The following is a 24,558-nucleotide window of genomic DNA, read 5'->3' as shown; positions in this document are numbered from 1 at the left end:
CGTGACGAGGCTCCATGTCAAGTAAATAAAAAGAATGAAATAACTAAAATAAAACCGAAAGGGAGCCATTTCCAAAAGGAAACAGCTCCGGTTTTTTAATATCTCCACTATATGGGGGCTTGACCAGTTTGGGCTGGCTTTGCTTTTATTTAGTCTGCTCTGCAGCAGCTGCAAATCTTTTCTTGTGCATGGCAGTAAAGTAGACAAATGATCCTGCAATGAACAAGGCTCCAAAGCTCACGAGAATTAACGCATTCTCCCACATAAAATCAAAATTGCCGCTTGAAATGACTGCCTTAAAACCGGAAACAGAATAGGTCATAGGCAAATATGAACTGATTGGCTGAAGTGCATTAGGAATCAGCTCAAGCGGGAAAGTACCGGCACTTGTTGTCAGCTGGAGTATTAAAATAATAATTGCAACAAACCGGCCTGGGTCACCCATGACAGTAACAAAGAATTGAATAAGCGCTATGAAAGTCAAACTGGTCAGGATTGTAAACAGAAGAAATAATGGTACACTCTGCACTTCCAGGCCAAGTCCCAGCAATAGGATCACCGCTGCAATAAGACCTTGAATAATGCCTATTCCTGCAAGAATTCCAAACTTGCTTGCAAACCAGCTGAATCCTGAGCGCGGAACGCCAGCCGGTTCCCTAAGCGGGAATACAATAGAAAGCAGCAGAGCTCCAACAAAAAGACCAAGAGACAGAAAATAAGGTGCAAATCCTGTACCATAGTTTGGAACTTCAGTAACCTTCTCATTATCTATTTCTACCGGATTTGCCATCATGTTATAAGTTTTATCACTGGCATTTACTGATGAAGCATTTTCAGCGCCATCAGCCAATTTATTTGCTAACTCAGACGATCCTTCATAAATTTGTGAATTACCCTCAGCAACTTTGCCTGCACCAGCTTCAAGCTGCTTAGAACCGTCTGCAAATGCAGCTGAACCTTGTGTCAGTTTGCCAAGACCGCCTGACAAATCCGCTGCACCGCCTGCAAGCCTTTCTGCTCCAGCCTGTGCTTCATCAAACTTCTGAGCAAATGCTTCCATTCCCGCATCGAAATCTTTATGGCCCTGTACCAGCTTAAGAGAGCCATTTTCCAGCTCGGCTGTTCCCTGGGCAAGCTGATTTATTCCCTGCTGAAACTGCTGCTGTCCTGCCTTCAACTGCCCCATTCTTTGGGACAATTCGGCTCCTCCACTAGACAGTTTGCCGGCTGATTCGGCAAGCTGGGCTGACCCGTTTTTCAGCTGTGCAAGTGCAGTCTGAAGCTCAGCCTTTTCAGGAGAATCTTCTGGAAGCTGCGATAAGATGCCCTGTAGCCTTTGTTCTAAAAGAGCAGTACCTCCGCTGAGTTTTTGCGCTTCCGTCTGCCATTGCTCCAGAGATGAAGATAATGTGTTTGCTCCATTTTCAAGCTGTTCGGTTCCATCGATCATAACTGAAACTTTATCTTTTACCGTTAAGATTCCTTCTTTTGTTTGTGTAACACCTGCAGAAAGATCTTCACTTCCTGACTCTAGTTGACCAGAAGCATTTCTCAATTCCGATTGGCCTCCTGCAAGTTTGCCTAAACCTTCAGAAAGAGATCTGGCTCCTTCTGCCATTTCCTTAGAACCCTTGCTTGCTGTGCTTACGCCGTTATTGAACTCAATGGATTTATCGGCCAAAATCTCAAGTTTCTCATGCAAGGTTCTGGACCCGTCCTTTAGATCAGCTGCTCCTTCGCTGATTTGAAGGGCACCATCACTTGCCTGCCCAATGCCATCTGCAAGTTCCCCTACCTTATCAAACATGGTTTCTGCATATGTTTCAGTTACTTTTTCTGACAGTGACGCTTTAATTTTTTCAACAGCTGTCCCGCCAATTTGAGCGGACAAGAAATTATAGCTCTCATTTGGAACGTAAATCAGATTCATTTTCTGCGGTTTGTCTTCCAGCAGAGTGGTAGCATTCTTGGAAAAGTCATTAGGAATTTCCACCAGCATATAGTATTGCTGATCATTTAGATCTTTGTACGCTTCTTGTTTATCAACAAATTGAAAGTTAAAGTCCTTGCTTTCCTTTAAATTATCAACAAGATCATTGCCCAGGTTCAATTCATTTCCTTCCAATACTGCACCGGCATCTTCATTAACGATGGCAACCGGGAGATCTTCTAAATGATCGTATGGATCCCAGAATGCCCACAGGAACATTCCACTATATAAAACCGGAATAAACATGACTGCTATAATTGGAATCAGCAGCTTTTTGTTTTTTATTATGGCTGAAAACTCCTTAAGGAAAAGTTTGCTTTTCACCGTAAATCCCTCCAAAATACTTATTGACTACTTTTCTCATTTGGTCATTTTTCTGAAAAAATAGAGGACTATCTAGTTCGATAATCCTTTCATAATGTATTGTTCAAATAGAAGAGCTATTTTTTCTTTTTCCAGTGGTTCATGACGCTGTTCCCAATCAAAAATAAGTGCAATATAAAGCTTAAGCATGACAAAGGAAGTCAGTTCCGGATCGCATTCCCGGATTTCTCCTCTTTCAATGGCAAGTGTAACTTTATCTTTTACATATTTTACTATCGCATCCTCTACTTTCCCAATCACCTCCGTAACAGCAGGAGTGCCCATTTCCTTTGCTTCCTGGAAAAGCTTGATTGTCAGCTGATGCTTCATGCGGAATTCAAGTATTTTATACAATCCCCGATGAACATTTTTATGAAATGGCAAAGAAGGATCAAGCGCTTCATCTGCTGCATTTTTCATTTCCGTGATTAGCGTATGGATAATTTCATCAAACAGCTCTTCTTTATTTTTAAAGAAATTATAGATAGTGCCTTTTCCAACATTCGCAAGCTTTGCAACCTGGTCCATAGTGGTTGCCTTATAACCGAAAAGAGAAAATGATTTTGTGGCTGCTTCAAGAATCTGCTGTTTCCGATCTGCTGACATATACTCACCTCTTATAAAGTGACTAAATGAACAATTTGGTCATTAGTACAAAAAGTAATTTATCATACTCTATTTAAAAAAGCAACCTTAAATGATGCCAATTTAAAAAGCTGTCATACACGGACAGCTTTTGGCTTGTTGATTTGCAGGTATTCTAATGTATTTCGAACTGCCTCTTCTGCCTGATCTATGCAGTCAGGAACCCCAAGACCTTCATACGAACTTCCTGCCAGAAAAATGCCCGGGAGTTCATCCTCCGCCTGTTTCTTAGCCAGTCCGACGCGTTCTTTATGTCCAACGGTATATTGAGGCATTGAATCCTTCCATCTTGTTACATAACTAAATTCAGGATTCATATTAATATTCATCGTTTTATTTAAGTCGTCAAGCACAACTTTAACAATTTGATCGTCTGAAAGATCCACTACTGCTTCATCACCTGGTTTGCCAACGTAACAGCGCAGAAGCACTTTTCCTTTTGGGGTAGAATGAGGCCATTTTTTATGTGCCCAGGTGCAGGCAGTAATGGTGTAATCACTGTGGCGTGAAACAACAAAACCCGTTCCATCTATATCCCTTTCAATCGCATCCTCTGGAAAAGCCAGAGCTACTGTTGCCACTGAAGTGGACGGCATTTCTTTTAACTGCTCAAAAAGTCCCCAACCGGAGAAAATGCTGCACATAGCATGGTGGGGAACAGCCATAACTATGCAATCTGCATTTAGGTGTTCTCCCCCATTCATTTCTACGGTATAGCTTTCGTCATTCTTAATAACCGATTCAATGCGATGTCCTTTCATCACAGTCCCGGGTTCAAGCTTGCTCTCGAGAGCATCGACAAGCGATTGAAGCCCTGATTTGAAAGTACGGAACATTCCTTCTTTGCTCTTGCTGTTTCCGGATTGTTTCGGCTGAGAGTCTGCAGCCTTTTTCATTCCAAGAATTAAACTTCTATGCTTCTGCTCAACCTGATAAAATTGCGGGAAGGTGGCCATTAGGCTCAATTGATCAATATCGCCTGCATATATGCCGGAGAGAAGCGGTTCAATCAAGTTATCGACAACTTCGTTACCAAGCCTTCTTCTGAAAAATGTACCCAGAGACTGATCTGTGGAAGGATTGGAGCGAGGCAGCAAAAAATCTGCCGCTGCTCTTGCCTTTCCTGCGGGAGAGAATAAGCCAGTTGTAATAAAAGGAGCTATTTGTGTCGGGATTCCCATGATGGATCCGCCAGGCATTGGATATAGACGCTGCCTTGCAAGCACATAGGATTTGCCGGAAGTATTCCTCACAAGTTCCTTTTCCAGGCCTGCTTCCCTGGCAAGACGTGTTGCACTTTGCTTGCGGGCCAAAAAGGAATCTGGCCCTCTTTCGATCACAAAACCGTCTCTTATTATTGTTTGAATCTTGCCGCCAAGGCGATGTGAAGCCTCTATGAGCTTAACGTCCAGAGCCAAGCCCTTTTCTTTAGCTTCCTTCTGCAGATAGTAAGCTGCAGCAAGACCCGTAATTCCTCCTCCGGCAACAATCACTTTCTGTCTCTCTCCCTGCACGGTAAATCGCCTTCTTTTCTAATTTTTTGCATTATCGCGGTCTAACAGGCAGTAAGCCCCACTGAGTGAAGCTCCGCTTTATCTATTCAGCAATTTAAAAATGGCATCTGACATTGCATCAATAAACTCAGGCTGAGAATTCGGCATTTCAGGGCGGTAATAGCTTGCTCCCAGCTCATCAGTGACAACTTTGCATTCAAAATCATTATCGTACAGCACTTCAAGATGATCCGAAACAAAACCTACAGGTGTGTAAACGAATGCTTTGTAGCCTTTATTTTCATAAAGATCTCTTGTCAAATCCTGCACATCAGGCCCAAGCCATGGCTCCGGTGTGTTCCCTGCACTTTGCCAGCCGACAGCATAGTTTTTGACTCCAGCCTGCTCTGCTATGAGGTCAGCTGTTTCCTGCAGCTGGTGCGGATATGGATCCCCGGATTGCAGGATTTTTTCCGGCAAACTATGTGCAGAAACAATTAACACTGCAGAATCTTTTTCATCAGCAGGCATTTTATCGAAGGTTTCTTTTACCCGATCAGCCCAATATTTAATAAACTTAGGCTCTTTATACCAGCTTTCAACTGACGTTATGTCAAGACCACCAAGCTTTTCAGCCTCTTCCTTGGCTCTGCCATTATACGATTTCACGCTGAAGGTTGAGAAATGAGGCGCAAGAACAATACTTACAGCTTCCTCAATCCCATCTTCATGCATTTGTTTAACCGCATCTTCTATGAAAGGTTCAATATGCTTCAATCCAATATACATCTTGAATTCATACTCGTCCTGAATTTCATTTAGATGCTGCTCAAGTTTTTCAGCCTGATCTTTAGTAATTTCTGCAAGCGGCGATATTCCGCCGATCGCTTCATACCTGCTTCTTAAATCTTCAAGCATTTCCTCAGAAGGCTTTCTTCCTCTGCGTATATGTGTATAATAACGCTCAATGTCTTCTTCCTTATAGGGAGTTCCATAAGCCATTACAAGTAATCCCATTCTTTTTTTACCCATATCATCCACCTCAAATTCTGTCTCCAGTTTTTATTGTGCCAAAAAACAAATCGATTACCAAAACTAATGCTCATAGCAATATGCAAATGCAGACTGATATCGCTTTAAGCCAGCCGGAGGTTACTTGCTTAATTTTGAGGCAGAGTATTCGTGAATAAAAGCAGTTAATTTCTTTAATGTGTCAGGATTAACCTCTGGGAAAACACCGTGTCCAAGGTTGAAAATATAACCCGGCTGAGCCATTCCCTGATCAAGAATAGCTTTGGCTTTTTCCTCGATAACCTCCCAAGGGGCAAGGAGAATCGCAGGGTCAAGATTACCTTGAACTGTTTTGGTGATGCCTTTTGCCCTTGCTTCCTGAATTGGAAGTCTCCAATCAAGCCCCACTACATCGAGTGGCAGATCATGCCACTCCAGTGCAAGATGACTTGCGCCTACACCGAACATGATCAGCGGAACATTCTCTTCTTTCAGGGCAGAGAAAATGCGATTCATTACCGGCTTGATAAAATGGCGGTAATCTTCCACATTCAAGGCACCAACCCATGAATCGAAAATCTGGATGGCTTTTGCACCTGCTTTGACTTGGGACTTCACGTAGGTAATAGTCATTTCTCCAAGCTTATCCATTAATGCAAACCAGGCTTCAGGCTCTGCATACATAAATGATTTTGTTTTGTTGTAATTCTTTGATGGACCGCCTTCAATCATATAACTGGCAAGTGTAAACGGAGCACCTGCAAAACCGATAAGAGGAACAGTCAGCTGTTCTTGAGTAAGAAGCTTAATAGTATCCAGGACATATGGAACATCCTCTTCCGGATTGATTTCACCTAGCTTCTCTACGTCTGCTTTAGATCGGATTGGATTTGATATAACAGGGCCAATTCCTGATTTAATTTCCACATCCACCCCAATGGCTGGAAGCGGTGACATAATGTCTTTATAAAGAATGGCAGCATCATTATTATACTGCTCTACCGGCAGCCTTGTTACATAGGCACAAAGCTCAGGCTGGTGTGTAATTTCAAATAGGGAGTACTTTTCCTTAATTGCTCTATACTCCGGCTGTGAGCGGCCAGCCTGGCGCATGTACCATACTGGAACATGATCTGTCCGTTCTCCTCTTGCTGCCTTCAGAAATGTATCATTAAATGAGTTCGTCATTAAATTTTATCCACCTTTCAAGACTTGTCTGCGTATTATTGTAATATATATGTAAGCAAATTAGAAATCTCGAATATCTACCCTTTATGACTATATCCTTTTTTCTCTGTTTTTGTATAGACATGAACACCAAATGTCAAAAAATTGACGTTTTTAACTGTCTATATAAGGGAAAATTGAAGATTGTAAGGATATAAGCACAATATAAAATTATTTTAAATAATGAACACTATAAAAATTATCCAAGTGGAGTGAAAAAAATGAAGCTTTATATGGCCAGAGGAAGTTACGATTTTTTGAAGAAAATAGAGGAAAAGCACCCCGATGAAAACATGGTTACAATGCAGAATACGTATAGTGCTTTATTAATTCATGAAACTTCAGGCGCCTCCATCTTTAAGGAGCCCCGTTCCTATGAAGTAATCGATTCTTCAGGAACCTTCTCCGGCGCAGGATTTGCCGTTCTGAATAATGTACCTGTTTCAGATGAAGGCAGGCCGCTATTTGAGCACCGACTGAAAAACAGGGCAGGGCTTATCGAAAATGTACCGGGATTTATAGCTATCCGTGTCCTGCGCCCTCTTGACTCCAACACATATGTCACCTTGACTCTATGGCAGGATGAAAAGTCATTTAAAAACTGGCAGAATTCCAAAGCTTATGAAAAAGCACATGAAAAGCGCGGAACAGAGAGCGGCATTGATAAGACACCGAACATTTTTTCCAGCGCACCATATATGACTCAATATTATATCCCTGAAGAAGAGTAACAAGTAGAATGCTGGACCTGGAAGTTCAATAGTATCTTTCTTATTGAAAGGCTCTTTTCGTATAAATTGTTGTTTTTCGCTTATCAATGTTGTCCGTTGATTGCAGTGAGAGGATGCTCAGCGAACCACGGGGCGGGCGGTGAGCCTCCTCGACGCTACGCGTCTGTGGGGTCTCACCTGTCCCGCTACTCCCGTAGGACGTTGAATAGGCTACCTTGAGTAAACACCGCACGAAGAGAATGTGAATGCATTTTCGAGGATCTCGAACCTTCCACTACAATCAACTCAGTAAATATAATATAAATAGCAACAAACTTTGCGAAAACAGCCTATTGAAAAAAAGGATGAGCCATTTTTACTCATCCTTTTTCCGCCTGTTTTTTTATAATTCCGTTTCGATTGGCGTAAACGGCAGCCTGTGTACGGTCTGTAACGCCCAGTTTACCGAGGATATTGCTTACGTGGGTCTTAACGGTTTTGATGCCAATGAACAATTCCTCACTGATTTCCTGGTTTGTCATCCCTTCCCCAATGCAGAGCAGGACATCAAACTCCCTTTCAGTTAAATCATCATGAGGCTTTTTCTCTTTTTCTCTGAAACGGCGTACCATTTTCCCCGCAACCTTTGACTCGATGACAGGCTCACCCTGCGCAGCTTTCTTAATGGCATTCACAACTTCAGCAGCATTGGCCGTTTTCAGCATATAGCTGAAGGCACCTGCTTCAATAGCCGGAAAAACTTGTTCATCATCGTAAAAGCTGGTTATAATAATAATCCTGCACTCAGGGTAACTTTTTAATATCTCTCTTGTCGCTTCAATTCCGTTTCCATTTTCCATCAGGAGATCCATCAAAACGATTTCCGGCCGCTCTTTCAGTACAAGCTCTACAGCTTCATTACCACTGCCTGCTTCCCCTACGATTTCTATGCCCGACTCAGTTGCCAAATAAGAAATAATGCCCCTTCTTACCATTTCATGATCATCCACAACTGCTATCCTGATCATTTCAGCCTCTCCCCTTTTGCAGGAATTTTAATATCTATATAAGTACCTTCGTTTTCTTTGGATCGTATTTTGAATATTCCGCCAACCTCCTCGCAGCGTTCCCTCATAGTTTTCAGCCCATAAGAAGTGATTCTCTCTTTATGAGGATTAAATCCTTTTCCATTGTCAGCAATAAAAAGATAGATGTAATCTTCCTCTTCCGTTAGGGTTACTCTAATCTTTCCTGCATCCGCATGACGGAGCACATTTGATAAAGCCTCCTGGACAATCCTGAACAAATGCTCTTCCGCTGCTTTAGAAAGGTTTTCAATCTCATCAATACTTGCATGGAATTCAATGTTTGTCTTTGCCTTTAACTCCTGTATCAGCTTAATAATGCCATCGCAAAGTCTGTCATTACTCAGCTGAACAGGCCTGAGATGGAGGAGAAGCGCCCTCATTTCCCCCTGGGCTTTCGCAGCGATTTCCGAGATTTCATTTAACTGTTCTCTAGCTTTATCACTATCCAAATCAAAAACTCTCAGGGCTGCTGAAGACATCATACTTAATGCGAAAAGCTGCTGGCTCACTACATCATGCAGATCCCTGGCCAGACGCTGCCTTTCTTCCATTACAGCTGCTGAATGGGCTGTTTGTGCCAATGCAGACTTTTCATCGGCAAGCCGCTGCATGAAAAAAACCTGCTCCTGAATATTTTCAGCCAGCTGATTCAGTTCATCTGATATTAATCCTATTTCATCTTTTTCATAAGATTCCATCCGATCAGCATACTTGCCGCTTCTTAAGGTCGAAACAAATAATAAAATATCACCGAGCCGCCCTTTTATTAAGTAGCTGCCCTTTAGTCCAAAATAGGCACCCGTAAGGATTAATACCGTTAAAACATACAAAAACAGACAAAATGTGCTCTTTATAGTCAATGGTGATCCAGAATTATAAAATAGATAGACCTGCAATCCGACAAAAAAGATTAATGAACTTATAATGGCCATCATAATAAAGCTCTGCACAAACCAATACCTGATTCCGCTTTTTCTCATCTTATACCCCTATACTTTATCGATCCGAATGGATCCAATTTTTACTTGTACAGCGATTTTCAGCTTTCTGGACGCTTCATCATAACCAGGTGACTTATAGTGAAGGGTTCGATTGATGTCACTTGTCTTTTGATCAAATATGCGGATGTCTCCTATATTAATATTTGACTGAATCATTACCGGTATGTTTTCGGGGATGATCATTTTCACATCGCCAATCCATCCTCTCACAATGACAGGCGTCTCTTTCTCCGGGATGAAAGCTTTACTGAAATCGATAAAATAATCACCGATCATTGTATATAAATCCATCGGCTCCAGAGACCAATTCGGCTGTTTAAAATCCACATCGCCAATTGAAAAGCCTCTAATATTTTTTAGCGGCTGTGGGCTTTCATATTTTGATATATTAATAACTTTTTTCTCAGCTGCACCTTTATCTTTCCCATAGATATCAGCCGGAAACTCCTGCTCAAAATGTATCTTTAATCGATCTTTTTTCAATAGAATATTAATGCCGATGAAAATAAGAAACAGGGGCCAGAGTTTCCATATTTCCATAAACCTGAATTCAATTATTCCGAAACGATCAAGGATTAATAGCAATGAAAATACAAATAGAAATAACCCTTTAAACATCCCGCTCCGGCTTTTCATCAGTATGTTTGACAGCAGATAATAAAAACCGGCAGCCATCAGGATAAAGGGGTAAATTACGACAAAAACCTCTTTTATTTCCAAGGAAATGACACCTATGTTCATAAGAAGAAGCAAAACCCCAATTGCTGATAAAGTTATCGCGAAGATTATTTGGTTAACGGACCTGTATCTCATAGGCTTTCCCTTCCCTCTTTTCTCCTATTCTTGTATTCGCTAATGCAAAAACATTTTCCTCCTGTACATTCATTTTATCAGTCAGCAATTCTATTGAAACATCCCCCGGTGTGTTTCAGCCTCCTCCTCTGGACGGATTCAATTCATATCACCATTTATTTCATTCCATCATATTCTGTACTACATTCCGAATCGGGTGATTCGCCTAAATCGGCGCTTCTCCTAAGGAATTATGAAAGGGGGAAATTAAGTGGGAGTTGAGTTGACAGCCATCCATTGGATATATGTTCTTTTTATTCTCTTCATCATTGGCTTCATGGTTATGAAGAGAGATACAACGTTTGTCTGTATTGCGGGCATCTTTTTAATTGCCATTACAGCCACCGGCTCCTTAAGCGGTTCAATCAGCAGTATTTTTACCAGTTTTATATTTGCGATAACAGAACTTCTTTCCACTATTCTGGTCATTTCCATTATAGTGGCCATGAGCAGGACACTGACCACAACCGGAATTAATGATGTCATGATCTCTCCTTTTACCAGATTAATCAGAACGCCGGCACTTGCCTACTGGACGATCGGAATTTTGATGATGGTCATCTCCTGGTTTTTTTGGCCATCTCCTGCTGTTGCCTTAATGGGGGCCGTCCTTCTTCCGGTAGCCATTCGGGTAGGATTACCTGCTCTGGGTGTGGCAATGGCCATGAACCTGTTCGGACATGGCATCGCACTATCAGGAGACTTTATAATCCAGGCTGCCCCGAAGTTAACTGCCGACGCGGCAGGTCTTCCTGTAGGTGAGGTCATATCTGCCAGTGTTCCGCTTGTTATCATTATGGGTGCAGTCACGACTATAACCGCTTTTTATCTTATCAAGAGAGATATGAAAAGCGGCAAACTGACTGCAAATACTGGGCTTACCGGGAATACACCTGTTGAACTGCAGGCTGATGCCAGTCAAAAACACCTGCTTTCACTTAAACAAAAACGTTTTTTTGCATTATTAATCCCAATCCTATTTGCTGCTGATGTAGCAGCAATGTTTGCGTTAGATCTTCAGGGCGGTGACGCAACTGCTTTGGTAGGCGGTACATCGATATTTATTCTCCTGCTGATCACTCTCGCTGCCCATCGGAATAGGGGCCTTGAAAAAACTACAGCCTATTTAGTTGAAGGATTCCAATTTGGATTTAGAGTATTTGGCCCTGTCATTCCAATTGCAGCTTTCTTTTATCTGGGGGACGCTGGATTTTCTAAGATGATAGGAGACTTTTTGCCAAAGGGCTCTCATGGAATTGTTAATGATCTTGGAGTGGGGCTAGCATCTGTTGTACCTTTGAGCAAAGAGATAGGCGCCATTACACTAACTATCGTTGGAGCCATTACGGGGCTTGATGGATCCGGTTTTTCCGGCATCTCACTTGCCGGCTCCATTGCAAATCTATTTGCGACAGCTATCGGCACAGGTGCTGCAACCTTAACGGCCCTTGGGCAGGTAGCTGCGATCTGGGTAGGCGGTGGTACTTTGGTTCCTTGGGCCCTTATACCTGCAGCCGCAATATGCAATGTAGATGCTTTTGAGCTGGCCCGACGGAACCTGCTACCGGTCACAATTGGCTTAATCGTGACAACTATTGCAGCCATGTTCCTCATTTAAAACACCAAAGAGACTATCGGCGATAGTCTCTTTGGCTGTTAAGCTGATTTTCTCTCATATGATTTCCTTCTGAATATAGACTTTATGGCCACGTAAAAGGAAATTGATATGAAAACCCAAATATAACCTGCTGCAAATCCTGCTGCAATATCAGATGGATAATGTACACCCATCACGATCCGGCTGATCCCCATAAAAAAAATCCAAACGCCGGCTATAATCCCCGTGATCCATTTCGCTGACGCTTTATTCAGCTCGGTAATAATAAAATAGGCTATAGACGCATATAGAATCATCCCAATCATCGCATGTCCGCTCGGAAAGCTGAGGCTCGACACATCAACAAGATGCTCTTGATCAGGGCGCGGCCTCCCAACAGCCTCTTTAAGCCACTTATTTACTTCATTTCCCGCTGTAACTGCAAAAACAACAGCTGCCATAGCCTCATAATTCCTATACCTGAGCCAAAGCATCGCTAAAAAAGCCAATGTAATAATCCCTACACCGATTTTACTCCCCATCTTGTCCATGACTTCAAAAAATGGATGGGTGCTTTCAGAAAATAATTCCGTAAAGAATTTTGACAAATAACGGTCAAAATCAAGAGGTTGCCCGTTAGTAACGGCAACAAGAAAAAATAGAAAAACGGATACGGATAAAGCCATGAAAAAATAGGTCCATTTAGATTTAAGCATTTTCAATCTTACTAATACCTCCCAATTTATAGTATCATCTCTTCTTCACTTTTTATGGTAAGTTTGCATAAATAACATTTTTCCCTTTATTCCATTAAAGAATGTTATAATAATGGAAAAATTACATGGATAGGAGAGGAAATCATGTCTGAATCACTATTTAAAAAACTGGAAAGCTATTATGATGAAATGGTCTCCATCCGGCGCTATCTTCATCAGAACCCTGAAGTATCCTTTAAGGAAGAAAAGACCGCTCACTATATCAAAACCTTTTATGAAAATCTGGGGATTAAAGTCCGAAGCCATGTAGGGGGAAATGGAGTGGTTGCCAGAATTCACGGCGGCAAACCAGGAAAGACCATCGCTTTAAGAGCCGACTTTGATGCACTTCCTATCCAGGATGAAAAGGATCTCCCATATAAATCATTGGTCCCCGGTGTAATGCATGCTTGCGGACATGATGGACACACGGCCACTTTACTTGTACTGGCGAAGGCGCTCAATGAACTTCGCGATGATTTAGAAGGTACATATGTAATGATTCACCAGCACGCCGAGGAATATGCCCCGGGCGGAGCAATTTCGATGATTAAAGATGGCTGCCTTGAAGGTGTCGATGCCATTTTTGGAACTCATCTGTGGGCTTCAGAACCAACAGGGAAGATCCAATATCGGGTTGGCCCATTTATGGCGGCAGCAGACAGGTTTGAAGTTACCATCCAAGGAAAAGGCGGGCACGGTGCACAGCCTCACAAAACAAAAGATGCGATTGTAACTGCCTCCCAGCTGGTTGTCAATCTTCAGCAAATCGTCAGCAGAAAGGTAAATCCAATTGATTCTGCAGTTGTAACAGTTGGTTCTTTCGTAGCTGATAACGCATTTAATGTAATTGCAGATAGAGCAAAATTAATCGGTACTGTCCGCACATTTAACGAGGACGTCCGCACTAATATCGAAGAGGAAATCGAGCGCATTGTCAAAGGAACATGCTACACAGCAGACAGCGGCTTTGAGTATCGGTTCCATAGAGGCTACCCTGCAGTTGTAAATCATAAAAGGGAAACAGAATACCTGGCAGAACTGGCAGGGAAAATTGATGAAGTCCAATATGTAGAAGAAACAGACCCTGAAATGGGCGGTGAAGATTTTGCATACTATCTGCACCATGTAAAAGGCACCTTCTTCTTTACCGGGGCAAGACCTGAAAATACATCAGAAAATTACCCTCACCATCACCCCAAATTTGATATAGATGAAAAGGCTATGCTAATCGCAGCCAAAACACTGGGAGCAGCAGCTATAAACTATCATAGCTATCAGGAAAGCAAAGACTCTGTTGAAGTAGGACAATAGGAAGAAATTAGAGTGTAACTTAAAAACAGCCCCAAACCTAATCAGGCCTTGGGGCTGTTTTCAATATCCGCAGACGATAAGCATTTTTAGCTGTTTCACCTAAGTGGTCAAGCAAATTATAGTTTGCATACGCCCCGACAGCAGCACCTATACCCGGCACCAGCTGGAGCATTTTGATAAAGTCGATATAATCCCGGTATTCCTGCTGAAAGATCTTCCAGTCCATGTCACTCAATGTTTTCTTCCGGTCATCCCATTCTTCAATCAGTTTTAGTGTTTCTTTCCTTTTATCATCACTTGAAAAGGCGAGCTGAAAAACGTGAAGGAGAAACAGGCGCTCTCCATATTCATTTGTGTTAAACCCATAAATGGAGGCGGATTCAAAAAGAAATTTCATCTTAATGCTCAGCAGCAAAGGAAAATCAGCAATGCCAAGGAGTATTCCCCCTGCCCCGGTTCCGGCACCTTCGACAGCAGCTGTTTTGCGGTATGCCGAAAGCTTCTCTTCAAGCATATTATCCATCATTTCCAGGCTGCGGCCGGCAGATTGTTTTTTTCTGGTGAATGCATTTGATCCAATCAAAGTGGCTTTTACCATATTCTTAATGCTTTCTGTGATAATTTGATGAGCTTTTTCAGGTATAATACTATTTACCTTTGTTTGAGCTTTTTTGGAAAGGCGATTCAGCATACTGGAGCGCTTGTTAATCCGTCTTTTCCATTCATCAATTTCCTTATATGCCTTTAATTCATATTCCTTCATTTTTCTACCTGCCTTTTCTTCAGGATGACTCTATATACGCACAAAAGACAGCAATAGTTTCATTTTAAGCCCGGCTGCCAGCCAGCCGTTTCTGAATATAGAAATGAGTATATACGTACGCAAATAAAATTCCAACAGTAAAAGCCAAAAGCGAAGCCAGCCATCCGCCATTTGCCAGTACAGCAAGCGATAATAAGAGTGCCTGAACATAAAGGATTCCTGTCAGCAGCTGTTTAAAGGACTTCTCCTGTATATCCCCTTTAACCGGATATAATTTCACCCACAGCTTATCCTGATGATGGTTCCATAAGGGCAGCAGCTGAAATCCGGTTAGATACATGAATAACGGAACAAGCAGGATTTGTCCCATACCATACGATATTAAATAAATTGCTCCAGCACCTATAAAAGTTAAACGAATAAATAATCCAAAGTAATCACCGGATCGGAGAAATGTACGGATATAAAGGTTTTTAAAAGTTGCATCCTGTTTAAATGGGATACCTGAGAGCAGCCAATCAAGCCACTTCCGCCTTTTCACACGGTCTTTCAGCTTTGGAACATCTGTAAACATATTAGCCAGCCTGTAAAAGGATGTTATTCTTCTCTCTTCCTGATCAATCAAATATTCCCATTTCAGCCCTTTATCCCTGGATTTCATGGTAAAGAACAAATACAGCAGGATCAGCAGCACACCTGCTGCCAGCATAAAAATGGGGGAAGCACCGCTAAATAGAAAATATAAAAACACAGCGTTAACAGCATAACGGACACATGTATCCAGTATATGTACGCTTGTTTCGATATAATATTGTATCTTCCAGCGTATCAGTAAATTGATCAATTTTAGAGTCAGCAGAAACAGCAGAAATGGTAAAAACACTTTAAAATTGCCATCATTCACCGCTGCATACAAGGGCAATAAAACTCCCAGCCCCATAACAAGGAGATATGCATGTACAAAAAAGCTGGCTTCCATCGAACGTCTGAAATAATTTAAAAGCCTGTCTTCAAGCGGCAGCAGGAAAATTTTATCTGCTTCAGAAAAAAATGTATAAATCGGGCTGTATGTAACCAGGAGAGCTAAGATGATTGCTATAACCGCAGCAGCAGGAAAATCATCGGGCAGGGTTTTTATCCACTCCTGATAATAAAAAGCTGCAGTTCCCAGAAGAAACACCATGACAATGACAATATGGCCATTAAAGATATAACGGAGATAGCGGGAAAGCTCTTTGACTGTCCTCCCTAACCTCTCCTTCCATAATTGTTTTTCATCAAACATAATCTTCTTCCTTTGTGAGCTGGATATATAAATCATCGAGGGTTGCTCCCGGCATTGCAAATTGCTGCTGCAACTCCGCCAGAGTTCCCTTCGCCCTTACTTTGCCTTCGTGTAAAATCACAAAACGATCACAATACCTTTCAGCAGTCGCCAGAATATGGGTGGACATAAGAATGCCGGCACCGCTCTCTTTCATTTTCTTCATCAAATCGAGAAGTGACTGGATTCCAAGCGGGTCCAGACCTACAAATGGTTCATCAACAATGTATAATGACGGCTGCACCAAAAAAGCGCACATGATCATTACTTTCTGCTTCATCCCTTTAGAAAAATGAGCTGGAAACCATTTCAGCCTTTTTTCCATTCTGAATTCCTTCAGCAGTGTTTCCACTCTTTGTTTATACTCTGTTTCAGGCAGACCGTATGCCATGGCTGTAATACGCAAATGCTCTTCTAGTGTCAGTTCATCATACAAAATCGGGGTTTCCGGAACAAAAGTGAATTGCTTGCGATATCCTTCCTTATCCTTAAGGAATTGCATGCCATTGATCGATATTTCTCCCTCCTTCGGTTCCATTAAGCCAATTACATGTTTGATGGTCGTACTTTTTCCAGCTCCATTAAGGCCAATCAGGCCGACGATTTCATGTTCACCCACTTCAAAGGAGACATCCTTTAAAACCGGGTTTCTCGTATAGCCGCCGGTAACGTTTTTAATCTCAAGCAGCGCCATTTTCAACGTCCTTCCTATTATATATAAGTCCATTGTAAAAAAAGCCAAAGTAAATTGTCCAGTTTGGGCAGAATTCCTGTATATAAATGACGGGGCGGGACATTCTAATCAATGAAGGGGAAACAAATCATTTGAACATCATTCAGATGATCAAAACTTGAAATGAGGTGTCTGTCGCAGACAGTTTCCTTTCAGTATAAGCTTCAAACGTTCCTAATAAGGGGATGGTTGCATTGCACATGAAACCTGATGATCTTAAACACTTGATCGCTTTACCCGAAAGTGGTCACTAAGTCATTTTTTAAATGAGGTGTTTGTTAAAGACTATCATCCATGCTTTATATGCCTGTAAAAGCTTATAAAGAAAATAAGGGGATGGTCCGATTGAACAAAGATCGATTTTCTCTAGATATGAACACAATTCATTCATAAATGAGGTGTTTGTTAAAGAGAATTAACCTGAAATAGAAACGTACTAATAGAAGCTTCCCCTTCACGAAGGCAGGATTCCAAGCGGATCCTGCCTTTTATTTTATGGAATGCCATATCCCGTCCCTTTTGCTTTTTTGTTTTTTGGAGAATATGGTAGAATTGTGAAAAAGAAATTCGGTTAGGAGCTGACATAATGAACGATTGTATTTTCTGTAAAATAATCAATGGCGAGATCCCTTCAGCCAAAGTTTTTGAAAATGACCATGTGATGGCATTTCTGGATATAAGCCAGGTCACAAAAGGGCATACACTTGTCATTCCGAAAGTACATAAAGAAAACCTGTATGAAATGGATTCTGAAACTGCCCGGAACTATTTCGAAGCTGTGCCGGAGATTGCAAGAGCCATCAAGGCCGAATTCGACCCAATTGGTCTGAATTTAATTAATAACAACGGTGAACACGCCGGGCAGACCGTCTTCCATTTCCACTCCCATCTTATTCCCCGTTATGGTGATGGAGATGGCTTAGGGGTTGTGTGGAAATCACATCAATCTGATTACTCAGCAACAGATCTCAAGGAAATCTCTGAAGCCATAAAAAAATATCTGTAGCCTTTTGATCCTCCTGTTTCTGCAGGGGGAGTTTTTTTCTCCAATTTTTCAAATTGTTCATTTTTTTATCTGTACAAATCAATAAAATTTGTTAACATATTAACTATCTTTATTTCTTCACAGCGTTATAGTGAATTTATTTTATATTTGGAGGGAGAAAAATGAACCGTGCTCTAAATTTTAATGCAGGCCCCGCAGCCCTGCCGGAAGAGGTATTAAAAGAAGCGGAAAAAAGTTTGCTGAACTTCGGCAATACTGGGATGGGCATTATGGAGCTGAGCCATAGAAGCAAGGAATATCAGGAAGTACATGATCAGGCAATCACACGCTTAAGAAGGCTGCTGGCTATTCCGGATGACTTTGAAGTGCTATTTATTCAAGGCGGGGCCAGTCTCCAGTTTTCCATGGTGCCGATGAACCTTCTGGGAAAAGACCAGGCAGCCCATTATGTTCTTAGTGGTTCCTGGTCAGAGAAGGCTTTAAAAGAAGCAGATAAAATCGGCGAAACTGTCATTTCTGCCTCCAGCAAGGATCATAAATACAGCTTTATCCCAGAATTTAGTCAAGATGATATGCCGGACAATGCTGCCTATCTTCATATTACAAGCAACAATACAATTTACGGCACACAATGGCAAAGCTTTCCTTCAAATAAAAAAACACCCGTTGTGGCAGATATGTCTAGCGATATATTAAGCCGTCCATTGAAAGTAGACCAATTTGATTTGATCTATGCCGGTGCCCAGAAAAATCTCGGCCCTTCAGGTGTAACAGTAGTCATTATCCGAAAAGAACTATTAAAAAGTTCTTCTGAAACGCTCCCTGTAATGCTGAACTACAATACATTTGCCAATAACAACTCTTTATATAATACACCTCCTACTCTTTCAATCTATTTACTGTCACTTGTGCTTCAGTGGGCAGAGAAGATAGGCGGCCTACAGGAGATTGAAAAGGCCAATGAGAGGAAGGCAAAAATGCTTTATGATGTTATTGATGAAAGTGAAGGTTTTTACATAGGACATGCCCAAAAAAACAGCAGGTCCCGTATGAATGTTACTTTTAATCTTCACAGCGAGGACCTATCCAGGGAATTTCAGAAACAGGCAAAAGAAGCAGGATTTGTCGGGCTTGGGGGCCACCGTTCTATTGGCGGCTGCCGCGCATCCATTTACAATGCTGTGCCAGAGCATCATGTTGAAAAGCTGGCCGCCTTTATGAAAGCTTTTAAAAATAATAATTAAAAAATATAACACCTTTGAATTTCAGTGGTATATGTTATAATGAGTTAAAGTTTTTCGCTGCAGGCAAAGAGTGCACTGCAGGAGAGACGACAGAGCTTAGTCAGAGAATAGCAGAGGAGAGATGAGAAATGAATACAAAAAATTTAGTGGCCTTATCCCTATTGGTCGGGATGGGCGCAGTACTTCATGCCGTTGTTCCAGGGTTCTTTCTCGGAATGAAACCGGACATGATGCTTACTATGATGTTTTTAGGCATAATCCTTTTTCCAGACACCAGAAGCGTTTTGCTTGTAGGGTTAGTTACAGGCCTGATTTCCGGATTTACCACAACCTTTCCTGGAGGATTAATCCCGAATATCATTGATAAGCCGGTTACTGCATTCACCTTTTTCGCCTTGTTCCTGATCGTAAAGAAATTCAGGAAGAATATCCTCAGTGCAGCTGTCTTAACAGCAGCAGGAACAATTGTATCCGGAATAGTGTTTTTAACTTCTGCATACCTGATTGTCGGACTGCCTGGACCTTTCACTGCATTATTTGCAGCAGTTGTACTTCCTGCAGCTGCAGTTAACACCGCTGCAATGGTAATCCTTTACCCTGTAGCACAATCAATCGCAAACAGAACGAAGCTGACTCAGCAGACGATCAGCCAATAATTATACAGAAAGCCCGCAATTAAGCGGGCTTTTTTATTTGAAAACTATTTAAAAACTGCCGACAATCAGACCCAGCAGGAACAAAAACGCCCCGCCTGCCGCTAAAGCAACCGCCCTTTTTTTTAGAACATATTTCGGAGGATAGACTCCGGGTTTCTTTATTGAAAAGAAAAAGTGGATACCTCCTAAAAACAGCACCACACTTAATGCAAAAATTCCCGCCGCTGCACCGGACAACATGCCTCCCCCTTTCCTAAAATACTTCTTCTATTGAATTGTATGCCTGTTTGCCTTGAGCTATGAGGATATGGTTTACTCTTATATGTTTTGTGATATAGATATAAATAGAACATTTTTCATTTTCAGCTTTAGAAGAACGAAGATTGTAGTAAAATAGACATATAAATAAGATTCTGAGGTGATGGTTATGAAAGCCAAATCGTTATTGCTTGGACTATTAGCTGGCGGTGCTGCAGCCGGCATATCCACCCTATTGACTGCACCTGCTCCTGGAAGGGATACCCGACGGCAGTTAAAAGAAAACACAAACCTTCTGAAAGAGCAGCTTTTAGAATTAAAAACCGAATTGATGGCCATAAAGGATTCCGCTTCATTTGCTTCTAAGAAAGGTAAAACAGCCTTTAAGGAATTCTCAAGTGACATCAAATATTCAATCAGCAATTGGAAAAACGAGATCCTTCCCCATCAGCACAGGCTACAGCGTGAATTGCAAGAAATTGAAGCAGCCATACAAGAACTTGAAACAAATATAAAGTAATTTTTAAAAAAACCCTTCTTTTTTCTTTCGTAAAAAGAAGGATTTTTTTATTTTGGAACGAAAACTAATATATTATTAAAATGCTTCAAATTTTTTTAAAACTTCAAAATGGCTTCCATCCCTTGACCTTAAGCCTTTTGTAGAAATATTTAATCATATGTCTAAAAATTTTGTAAATTTATATCTTTATTAATTTTTGTTTTATTGGCATAATGATACTATAAAAGAAAAATGAACTTCCGGCTGAATAGCCAGAATAATTAATTTAACAAAGTAGGTGAACTTTTGAATGTCGGACAAAGCAATTTCTATAAAAGAAGCAATGATTTTCAGCCAGCGAGTAGCACAGCTGAGTAAAGCCCTGTGGAAGTCTATAGAAAAAGATTGGCAGCAATGGATTAAACCCTACGATTTAAACATTAATGAACATCATATTTTATGGATTGCCTATCATTTAAACGGAGCATCGATTTCGGATGTTGCCAAGTTTGGTGTAATGCATGTTTCAACTGCATTCAATTTCTCCAAAAAGCTCGAAGAACGGGGTTTTCTTCAATTTTCTAAGAAAGAAAGCGATAAACGAAATACGTATATTAAATTGACTGAGGATGGCGAAAAGGTTTTATTAAGTCTTATGGAAACCTATTCACCTGAAAAAAACGCCGTGTTCTCTGGTGCAATGCCACTAAGAGAGCTTTATGGAAAATTTCCTGACATCATCGAAATCATGGCAATAGTCCGTAATATTTATGGTGATGATTTTATGGAAATCTTTGAAAAATCTTTTGCAAACCTTGAAAATCAATTTGATGAAGATGAAGGCAAATTAAAGAAAAAACAAGCAGAAAAGGAACTTGTTTAATTAAAAAAGATCCTTCCATCAATATAACCTCTTACAAAGCGAATCATATTCATTCGCTTTGTATTTATGAAAGCGGTTGCTCACCGCTTCACATTGGCTTCATTTTAGTAAAGTTTTTATTCGACAAAATCTGCTTGTTTTCCCTATTGATTTTTTTATTTATTCATCGTAAAGTATCATAAGTGAGTTTGAAAGATTACTATTTTACTCCTTGTGGAGGTATTTTTATGATGAATTGCTGGAAGACGATTAACTTCACGAAGCAATATGGATCACAGAGACTTTTTATTTTGTCTTCCTTAACTATGCTGGCTACTTTCATATTTACATATGTTCCTGCAACGTATGTATTTATGCCGGGTTCCTTTTACGATAATTATTTCATTTTCTTTGCAGCGGGACTATGGCTGATGTATCCTGTCCATAAGCTGCTTCACTACCTTCCGATTGCACACCTTGGAATAATCGTAAAAAAGCAACTGATAATTAAATATGGATTTATGCCAATTATATATATTCGAATAACGGAGCCTATTTCAAAACAGCTTTTCCTGACTGCCACACTGGCCCCTATGTTCATAATAAACAGCCTGATTCTGGCTGCTTGCTTTGTTTTTCCTCATTATGTACATTATTTAGTCATTCTGTTTGCATTCCATGCTGGCCTGTCTTTTTCTGACATAGTCTGCGCAAAAAATGTCCTTTATGCTCCAAATCAATCTTTTGTAGAAGAAAATGAAGATGGATTTGAGATTTTACTTCGTTCGAATCATTAGCAAAAATCCCGGGTATCCTGACAAAGGATACCTTTTATTTACCTGACAGCCAATCTTAAATACTATCTTTTTTTTGTGAACTTTGTTATTGTAAATAACAGACAAAACAAGTTACAGCAATCATATGACTGCCCAAGGAGGGAATCTTGGATGATCTCCATCTTTATTATTTTTGCCGTTTTTATTTTATTTTATATCAACAAGATGACAAATTCACTTTGTCTCCAAAAAGAGATTCCTGAGGAACGGCAGCCCAAAGTATTCAGAACCATAAATATTCTTATCACCATATTGCTAATCTCTTCATTTGTAGAAATCTTGTATGCTTAGGATATCCTGAGCGCTCTTACCATGAGCAAAAGCGGCGGAAAATTTCCGCCGCTTTTTATATTGTGAAGGTTATTATCTTAGTAAAGCCAAGATGCTCCTATGATGATCAGCAGAATGAATAATACGACAATTAGCGCAAAACCTCCGCCGTATCCGCTTCCTCCGGACATTTGGAATCCTCCTTTCGAATTGCGGCACAGAGCCCAGAAGATGGACTCTATGCCCAAACTAGGCTTACAGCCAAGCTGCGCCTACAATTATCAATAAGATAAACAATACAACGATTAACGCGAAACCTCCGCCGTATCCTGCACCCATGGATAACACCTCCCCTTTAGGCTGCTACCATATCCTATTCATTTGCCTCTGTCGTCGGATAGGCTACTATCCCGGCTATCCAAACTTTTTTTAGGCTGCTTAAATTTGAAACCTCCCATCAGAGGGTTCCATGTATCATATGTGCAATTGTCCTGAATGGGATGGGCGAATACCCATTTTTTTTTAAAAACAATGGTTTATGGACCAAGCATTACTTTCTTCTTTTGTTATTTTTTTCATTTATGGTATAGTAGAGAATGTGATATTTGAAGGCACTGTGAAGGCAATTGCTGGTTTTTAAGTAATCTAAAAATTCAGCAGAAGACAGCAGTCAAGCTCTCCAGAGCCAAATTTGAAAATTAATTTAGGAGTGTTCAACATGAAAAAATGGATGCTATCGCTCTCCATTGCAGCCGGAGTAATTGGATTAAGCGCATGCAGCAGCACCGGCGGCGACTCAGGAGAAGTTGTTGTAGAAACAAAGAGCGGAAACATTACAAAGGACGAGCTTTATGAAGCAATGAAGGAAAAATACGGTGAACAGGCGCTCCAGGAGCTCATTTATGAAAAAGTTCTTTCTGATAAATACAAAGTAACAGACAAAGAAATTAACGAGAAAATTGATGAACTAAAACAACAGCTTGGTGCTAACTTCGAGATGGCACTTATGCAATACGGCTATAAGGATGAAGAAGATTTAAGGGAAACCTTTAAAACAGGCTTGCTCCAGGAAAAAGCCGCTATAAAAGATATTGAAGCAACCGAAAAAGAAGTGAAAGAATACTACGATAACTACAAGCCGGAAATTAAAGCACGCCACATCCTGGTTGAGGATGAAAAAACCGCGAAAGAAGTTAAGAAAAAGCTTGATGACGGCGGAAAGTTTGAAGATCTGGCCAAGGAATATTCTAAAGATCCTGGATCTGCTGAAAATGGCGGAGAATTAGGCTGGTTTGGTCCGGGTAAAATGGTTCCTGAATTCGAAGAGGCAGCTTATGCCCTTGATGTGAATGAAATCAGCGCTCCTGTTCAATCAGAACATGGTTTCCATATAATTCAGGTAACTGAGAAAAAAGAGAAAAAGTCCTTTGATGAAATGAAGAAGGAAATGGAATATCAAGTAAAAGTCTCCAAGCTTGATGGCGAGAAAATACAGCAGGCAATGGATCGTGAGCTAAAGGCTGCGGATGTTGATATTAAAGATAAGGAACTAAAAGGGATTCTTGATAAACCTGAAGCTGAAGATGAAGCTGGAACTGAAGCGAAATAAAAAAACGGGGGCTCCACACTGGAGTCCCGTTTTTTATGAGTTATTAAAGTCAGCCTGCTGATACTTTAGTGGATTTACGCTCTTCTTTTTCCTGTTCAAGACGCTTCATATAAATTTCACCCTCGCGTTCTATGCTGTCATGTTCCACTTTTTTCTCTTCCCTGCCTGTCCTTACCGCCATATATGCACTTATAACGATTCCGGCTGCAACAAAATATACCCAAATTGGAATCATCTGTTTCCCCACTTTCTTTTCATATGGTTGTCCATTTATTATAAAATGTATGCTAAAACGAAAAAATTATGATAAACAGACACCAAAAATGAGGCTGGGACAAAACCCACCTCTGAAATGAAAAAGCCGGTGACATTTTACGACGAGTAAAATGTCACCGGCTTTGATTGTTTTTGAGAAAAATAAGGACCACTTCTGATACAATTAAGTTACCATA

27 protein-coding genes are annotated in these 24,558 nt (G+C 40.9%); 11 read left to right on the top strand and 16 right to left on the bottom strand.

Annotated elements, in window-relative coordinates; genetic code table 11:
* Nucleotides 1-145: 145 nt before the first annotated feature.
* The 5 genes from M3205_RS22270 to hemE all read right to left on the bottom strand — a co-directional run bounded on the left by M3205_RS22270 (nt 146) and on the right by hemE (nt 6,690).
* Complete coding sequence (locus M3205_RS22270) at nt 146-2,314, bottom strand: YhgE/Pip family protein (RefSeq protein ID WP_251171886.1); 2,169 nt, start codon at nt 2,312-2,314, stop codon at nt 146-148.
* A 72-nt stretch (nt 2,315-2,386) separates the two neighbouring features.
* Nucleotides 2,387-2,959, bottom strand: coding sequence for a TetR/AcrR family transcriptional regulator (locus M3205_RS22265; protein ID WP_251171885.1), 573 nt, complete (start codon nt 2,957-2,959; stop codon nt 2,387-2,389).
* A gap of 113 nt (nt 2,960-3,072) precedes the next feature.
* A complete protein-coding gene (hemY, locus tag M3205_RS22260; RefSeq protein ID WP_251171884.1) occupies nt 3,073-4,512 on the bottom strand; it encodes a protoporphyrinogen oxidase in 1,440 nt (479 codons plus the stop codon).
* Nucleotides 4,513-4,590: 78 nt separating this feature from the next.
* Nucleotides 4,591-5,523, bottom strand: a complete 933-nt coding sequence (gene hemH / locus M3205_RS22255) for a ferrochelatase (protein ID WP_251171883.1) — start codon at nt 5,521-5,523, stop codon at nt 4,591-4,593.
* A gap of 120 nt (nt 5,524-5,643) precedes the next feature.
* Nucleotides 5,644-6,690 carry a uroporphyrinogen decarboxylase gene (gene hemE / locus M3205_RS22250; protein WP_251171882.1) on the bottom strand — a complete coding sequence of 349 codons (1,047 nt, stop codon included), beginning with the start codon at nt 6,688-6,690 and terminating at the stop codon, nt 5,644-5,646.
* A gap of 260 nt (nt 6,691-6,950) precedes the next feature.
* On the opposite strand from hemE, the gene M3205_RS22245 reads away from it, so the two are divergent.
* On the top strand, nt 6,951-7,460 hold the full coding sequence (locus M3205_RS22245) for an antibiotic biosynthesis monooxygenase family protein (protein WP_251171881.1): 510 nt from the start codon (nt 6,951-6,953) through the stop codon (nt 7,458-7,460).
* 359 nt (nt 7,461-7,819) lie between these two features.
* Here the strand turns inward: M3205_RS22245 and M3205_RS22240 are convergent, their stop codons facing one another.
* Genes M3205_RS22240 through liaF form a run of 3 tightly spaced genes read right to left on the bottom strand, consistent with a single transcriptional unit; the run spans nt 7,820 to nt 10,341 of the window.
* The gene (locus M3205_RS22240) at nt 7,820-8,467 is read right to left on the bottom strand and encodes a response regulator transcription factor (protein ID WP_251171880.1); all 648 of its coding nucleotides are present in this window, start codon (nt 8,465-8,467) and stop codon (nt 7,820-7,822) included.
* Complete coding sequence (locus tag M3205_RS22235) at nt 8,464-9,507, bottom strand: sensor histidine kinase (protein WP_251171879.1); 1,044 nt, start codon at nt 9,505-9,507, stop codon at nt 8,464-8,466. Before M3205_RS22235 ends, M3205_RS22240 begins: the two co-directional genes overlap by 4 nt.
* Nucleotides 9,508-9,516: 9 nt before the next feature.
* Nucleotides 9,517-10,341 carry a cell wall-active antibiotics response protein LiaF gene (liaF, locus tag M3205_RS22230; protein ID WP_396106254.1) on the bottom strand — a complete coding sequence of 275 codons (825 nt, stop codon included), beginning with the start codon at nt 10,339-10,341 and terminating at the stop codon, nt 9,517-9,519.
* Nucleotides 10,342-10,591: 250 nt separating this feature from the next.
* Here liaF and M3205_RS22225 point away from each other — a divergent pair, with 250 nt between their 5' ends.
* Entirely contained in the window at nt 10,592-11,998 is a 1,407-nt protein-coding gene (locus tag M3205_RS22225) for a hypothetical protein (RefSeq protein WP_251171877.1), read from the top strand.
* Nucleotides 11,999-12,036: 38 nt separating this feature from the next.
* On the opposite strand, the gene M3205_RS22220 is transcribed toward M3205_RS22225, so the two are convergent.
* Nucleotides 12,037-12,693: a phosphatase PAP2 family protein gene (locus M3205_RS22220; RefSeq protein WP_251171888.1), complete on the bottom strand. Its 657-nt coding sequence runs from the start codon at nt 12,691-12,693 to the stop codon at nt 12,037-12,039.
* A gap of 144 nt (nt 12,694-12,837) precedes the next feature.
* Between M3205_RS22220 and M3205_RS22215 the strand changes: the two genes are divergently transcribed.
* Entirely contained in the window at nt 12,838-14,046 is a 1,209-nt protein-coding gene (locus M3205_RS22215; protein ID WP_251171876.1) for a M20 family metallopeptidase, read from the top strand.
* A gap of 37 nt (nt 14,047-14,083) precedes the next feature.
* Here M3205_RS22215 and M3205_RS22210 read toward each other — a convergent pair whose 3' ends face one another.
* The 3 genes from M3205_RS22210 to M3205_RS22200 all read right to left on the bottom strand — a co-directional run bounded on the left by M3205_RS22210 (nt 14,084) and on the right by M3205_RS22200 (nt 16,827).
* Nucleotides 14,084-14,809, bottom strand: coding sequence for an EcsC family protein (locus M3205_RS22210; RefSeq protein WP_251171875.1), 726 nt, complete (start codon nt 14,807-14,809; stop codon nt 14,084-14,086).
* A gap of 64 nt (nt 14,810-14,873) precedes the next feature.
* Nucleotides 14,874-16,094: an ABC transporter permease gene (locus tag M3205_RS22205; protein WP_251171874.1), complete on the bottom strand. Its 1,221-nt coding sequence runs from the start codon at nt 16,092-16,094 to the stop codon at nt 14,874-14,876.
* A complete protein-coding gene (locus M3205_RS22200) occupies nt 16,087-16,827 on the bottom strand; it encodes an ABC transporter ATP-binding protein (RefSeq protein WP_251171873.1) in 741 nt (246 codons plus the stop codon). The genes M3205_RS22205 and M3205_RS22200 overlap by 8 nt, the downstream gene beginning before the upstream one ends.
* A gap of 625 nt (nt 16,828-17,452) precedes the next feature.
* On the opposite strand from M3205_RS22200, the gene M3205_RS22195 reads away from it, so the two are divergent.
* The 3 genes from M3205_RS22195 to M3205_RS22185 all read left to right on the top strand — a co-directional run bounded on the left by M3205_RS22195 (nt 17,453) and on the right by M3205_RS22185 (nt 19,772).
* Nucleotides 17,453-17,872, top strand: coding sequence for an HIT family protein (locus M3205_RS22195; RefSeq protein ID WP_251171872.1), 420 nt, complete (start codon nt 17,453-17,455; stop codon nt 17,870-17,872).
* Between the two features lie 161 nt (nt 17,873-18,033).
* Nucleotides 18,034-19,116 (top strand): 3-phosphoserine/phosphohydroxythreonine transaminase, encoded by a 1,083-nt coding sequence (gene serC, locus M3205_RS22190; protein ID WP_251171871.1) that lies wholly within the window; start codon nt 18,034-18,036, stop codon nt 19,114-19,116.
* A gap of 128 nt (nt 19,117-19,244) precedes the next feature.
* Nucleotides 19,245-19,772, top strand: a complete 528-nt coding sequence (locus M3205_RS22185) for a tryptophan transporter (RefSeq protein WP_251171870.1) — start codon at nt 19,245-19,247, stop codon at nt 19,770-19,772.
* Between the two features lie 48 nt (nt 19,773-19,820).
* Here the strand turns inward: M3205_RS22185 and M3205_RS22180 are convergent, their stop codons facing one another.
* Nucleotides 19,821-20,012, bottom strand: coding sequence for a hypothetical protein (locus tag M3205_RS22180; RefSeq protein ID WP_311315752.1), 192 nt, complete (start codon nt 20,010-20,012; stop codon nt 19,821-19,823).
* 187 nt (nt 20,013-20,199) lie between these two features.
* On the opposite strand from M3205_RS22180, the gene M3205_RS22175 reads away from it, so the two are divergent.
* From M3205_RS22175 to M3205_RS22160, 4 genes are all read left to right on the top strand, one after another.
* Entirely contained in the window at nt 20,200-20,550 is a 351-nt protein-coding gene (locus M3205_RS22175) for a YtxH domain-containing protein (RefSeq protein WP_251171869.1), read from the top strand.
* Nucleotides 20,551-20,839: 289 nt separating this feature from the next.
* Entirely contained in the window at nt 20,840-21,412 is a 573-nt protein-coding gene (locus tag M3205_RS22170) for an HTH-type transcriptional regulator Hpr (protein ID WP_095243821.1), read from the top strand.
* A 227-nt stretch (nt 21,413-21,639) separates the two neighbouring features.
* Nucleotides 21,640-22,188, top strand: coding sequence for a DUF3267 domain-containing protein (locus M3205_RS22165; protein ID WP_251171868.1), 549 nt, complete (start codon nt 21,640-21,642; stop codon nt 22,186-22,188).
* A gap of 150 nt (nt 22,189-22,338) precedes the next feature.
* Complete coding sequence (locus tag M3205_RS22160) at nt 22,339-22,518, top strand: hypothetical protein (protein ID WP_009331432.1); 180 nt, start codon at nt 22,339-22,341, stop codon at nt 22,516-22,518.
* Nucleotides 22,519-22,595: 77 nt separating this feature from the next.
* Here M3205_RS22160 and M3205_RS22155 read toward each other — a convergent pair whose 3' ends face one another.
* Both M3205_RS22155 and M3205_RS22150 read right to left on the bottom strand, forming a co-directional pair.
* Entirely contained in the window at nt 22,596-22,688 is a 93-nt protein-coding gene (locus M3205_RS22155; protein ID WP_035326930.1) for a YjcZ family sporulation protein, read from the bottom strand.
* A 64-nt stretch (nt 22,689-22,752) separates the two neighbouring features.
* Nucleotides 22,753-22,836 (bottom strand): YjcZ family sporulation protein, encoded by an 84-nt coding sequence (locus tag M3205_RS22150; protein WP_064503397.1) that lies wholly within the window; start codon nt 22,834-22,836, stop codon nt 22,753-22,755.
* A 379-nt stretch (nt 22,837-23,215) separates the two neighbouring features.
* Here M3205_RS22150 and M3205_RS22145 point away from each other — a divergent pair, with 379 nt between their 5' ends.
* Nucleotides 23,216-24,106, top strand: coding sequence for a peptidylprolyl isomerase (locus M3205_RS22145; RefSeq protein ID WP_251171867.1), 891 nt, complete (start codon nt 23,216-23,218; stop codon nt 24,104-24,106).
* A gap of 49 nt (nt 24,107-24,155) precedes the next feature.
* Here M3205_RS22145 and M3205_RS22140 read toward each other — a convergent pair whose 3' ends face one another.
* On the bottom strand, nt 24,156-24,341 hold the full coding sequence (locus M3205_RS22140; RefSeq protein ID WP_251171866.1) for a sporulation YhaL family protein: 186 nt from the start codon (nt 24,339-24,341) through the stop codon (nt 24,156-24,158).
* Nucleotides 24,342-24,558 lie beyond the last annotated feature (217 nt).

This window comes from Cytobacillus firmus, from assembly GCF_023715565.1.
GTDB lineage: Bacteria > Bacillota > Bacilli > Bacillales > Cytobacillaceae > Cytobacillus > Cytobacillus firmus_C.
This window is presented reverse-complemented; position numbering and strand designations above follow the sequence as displayed.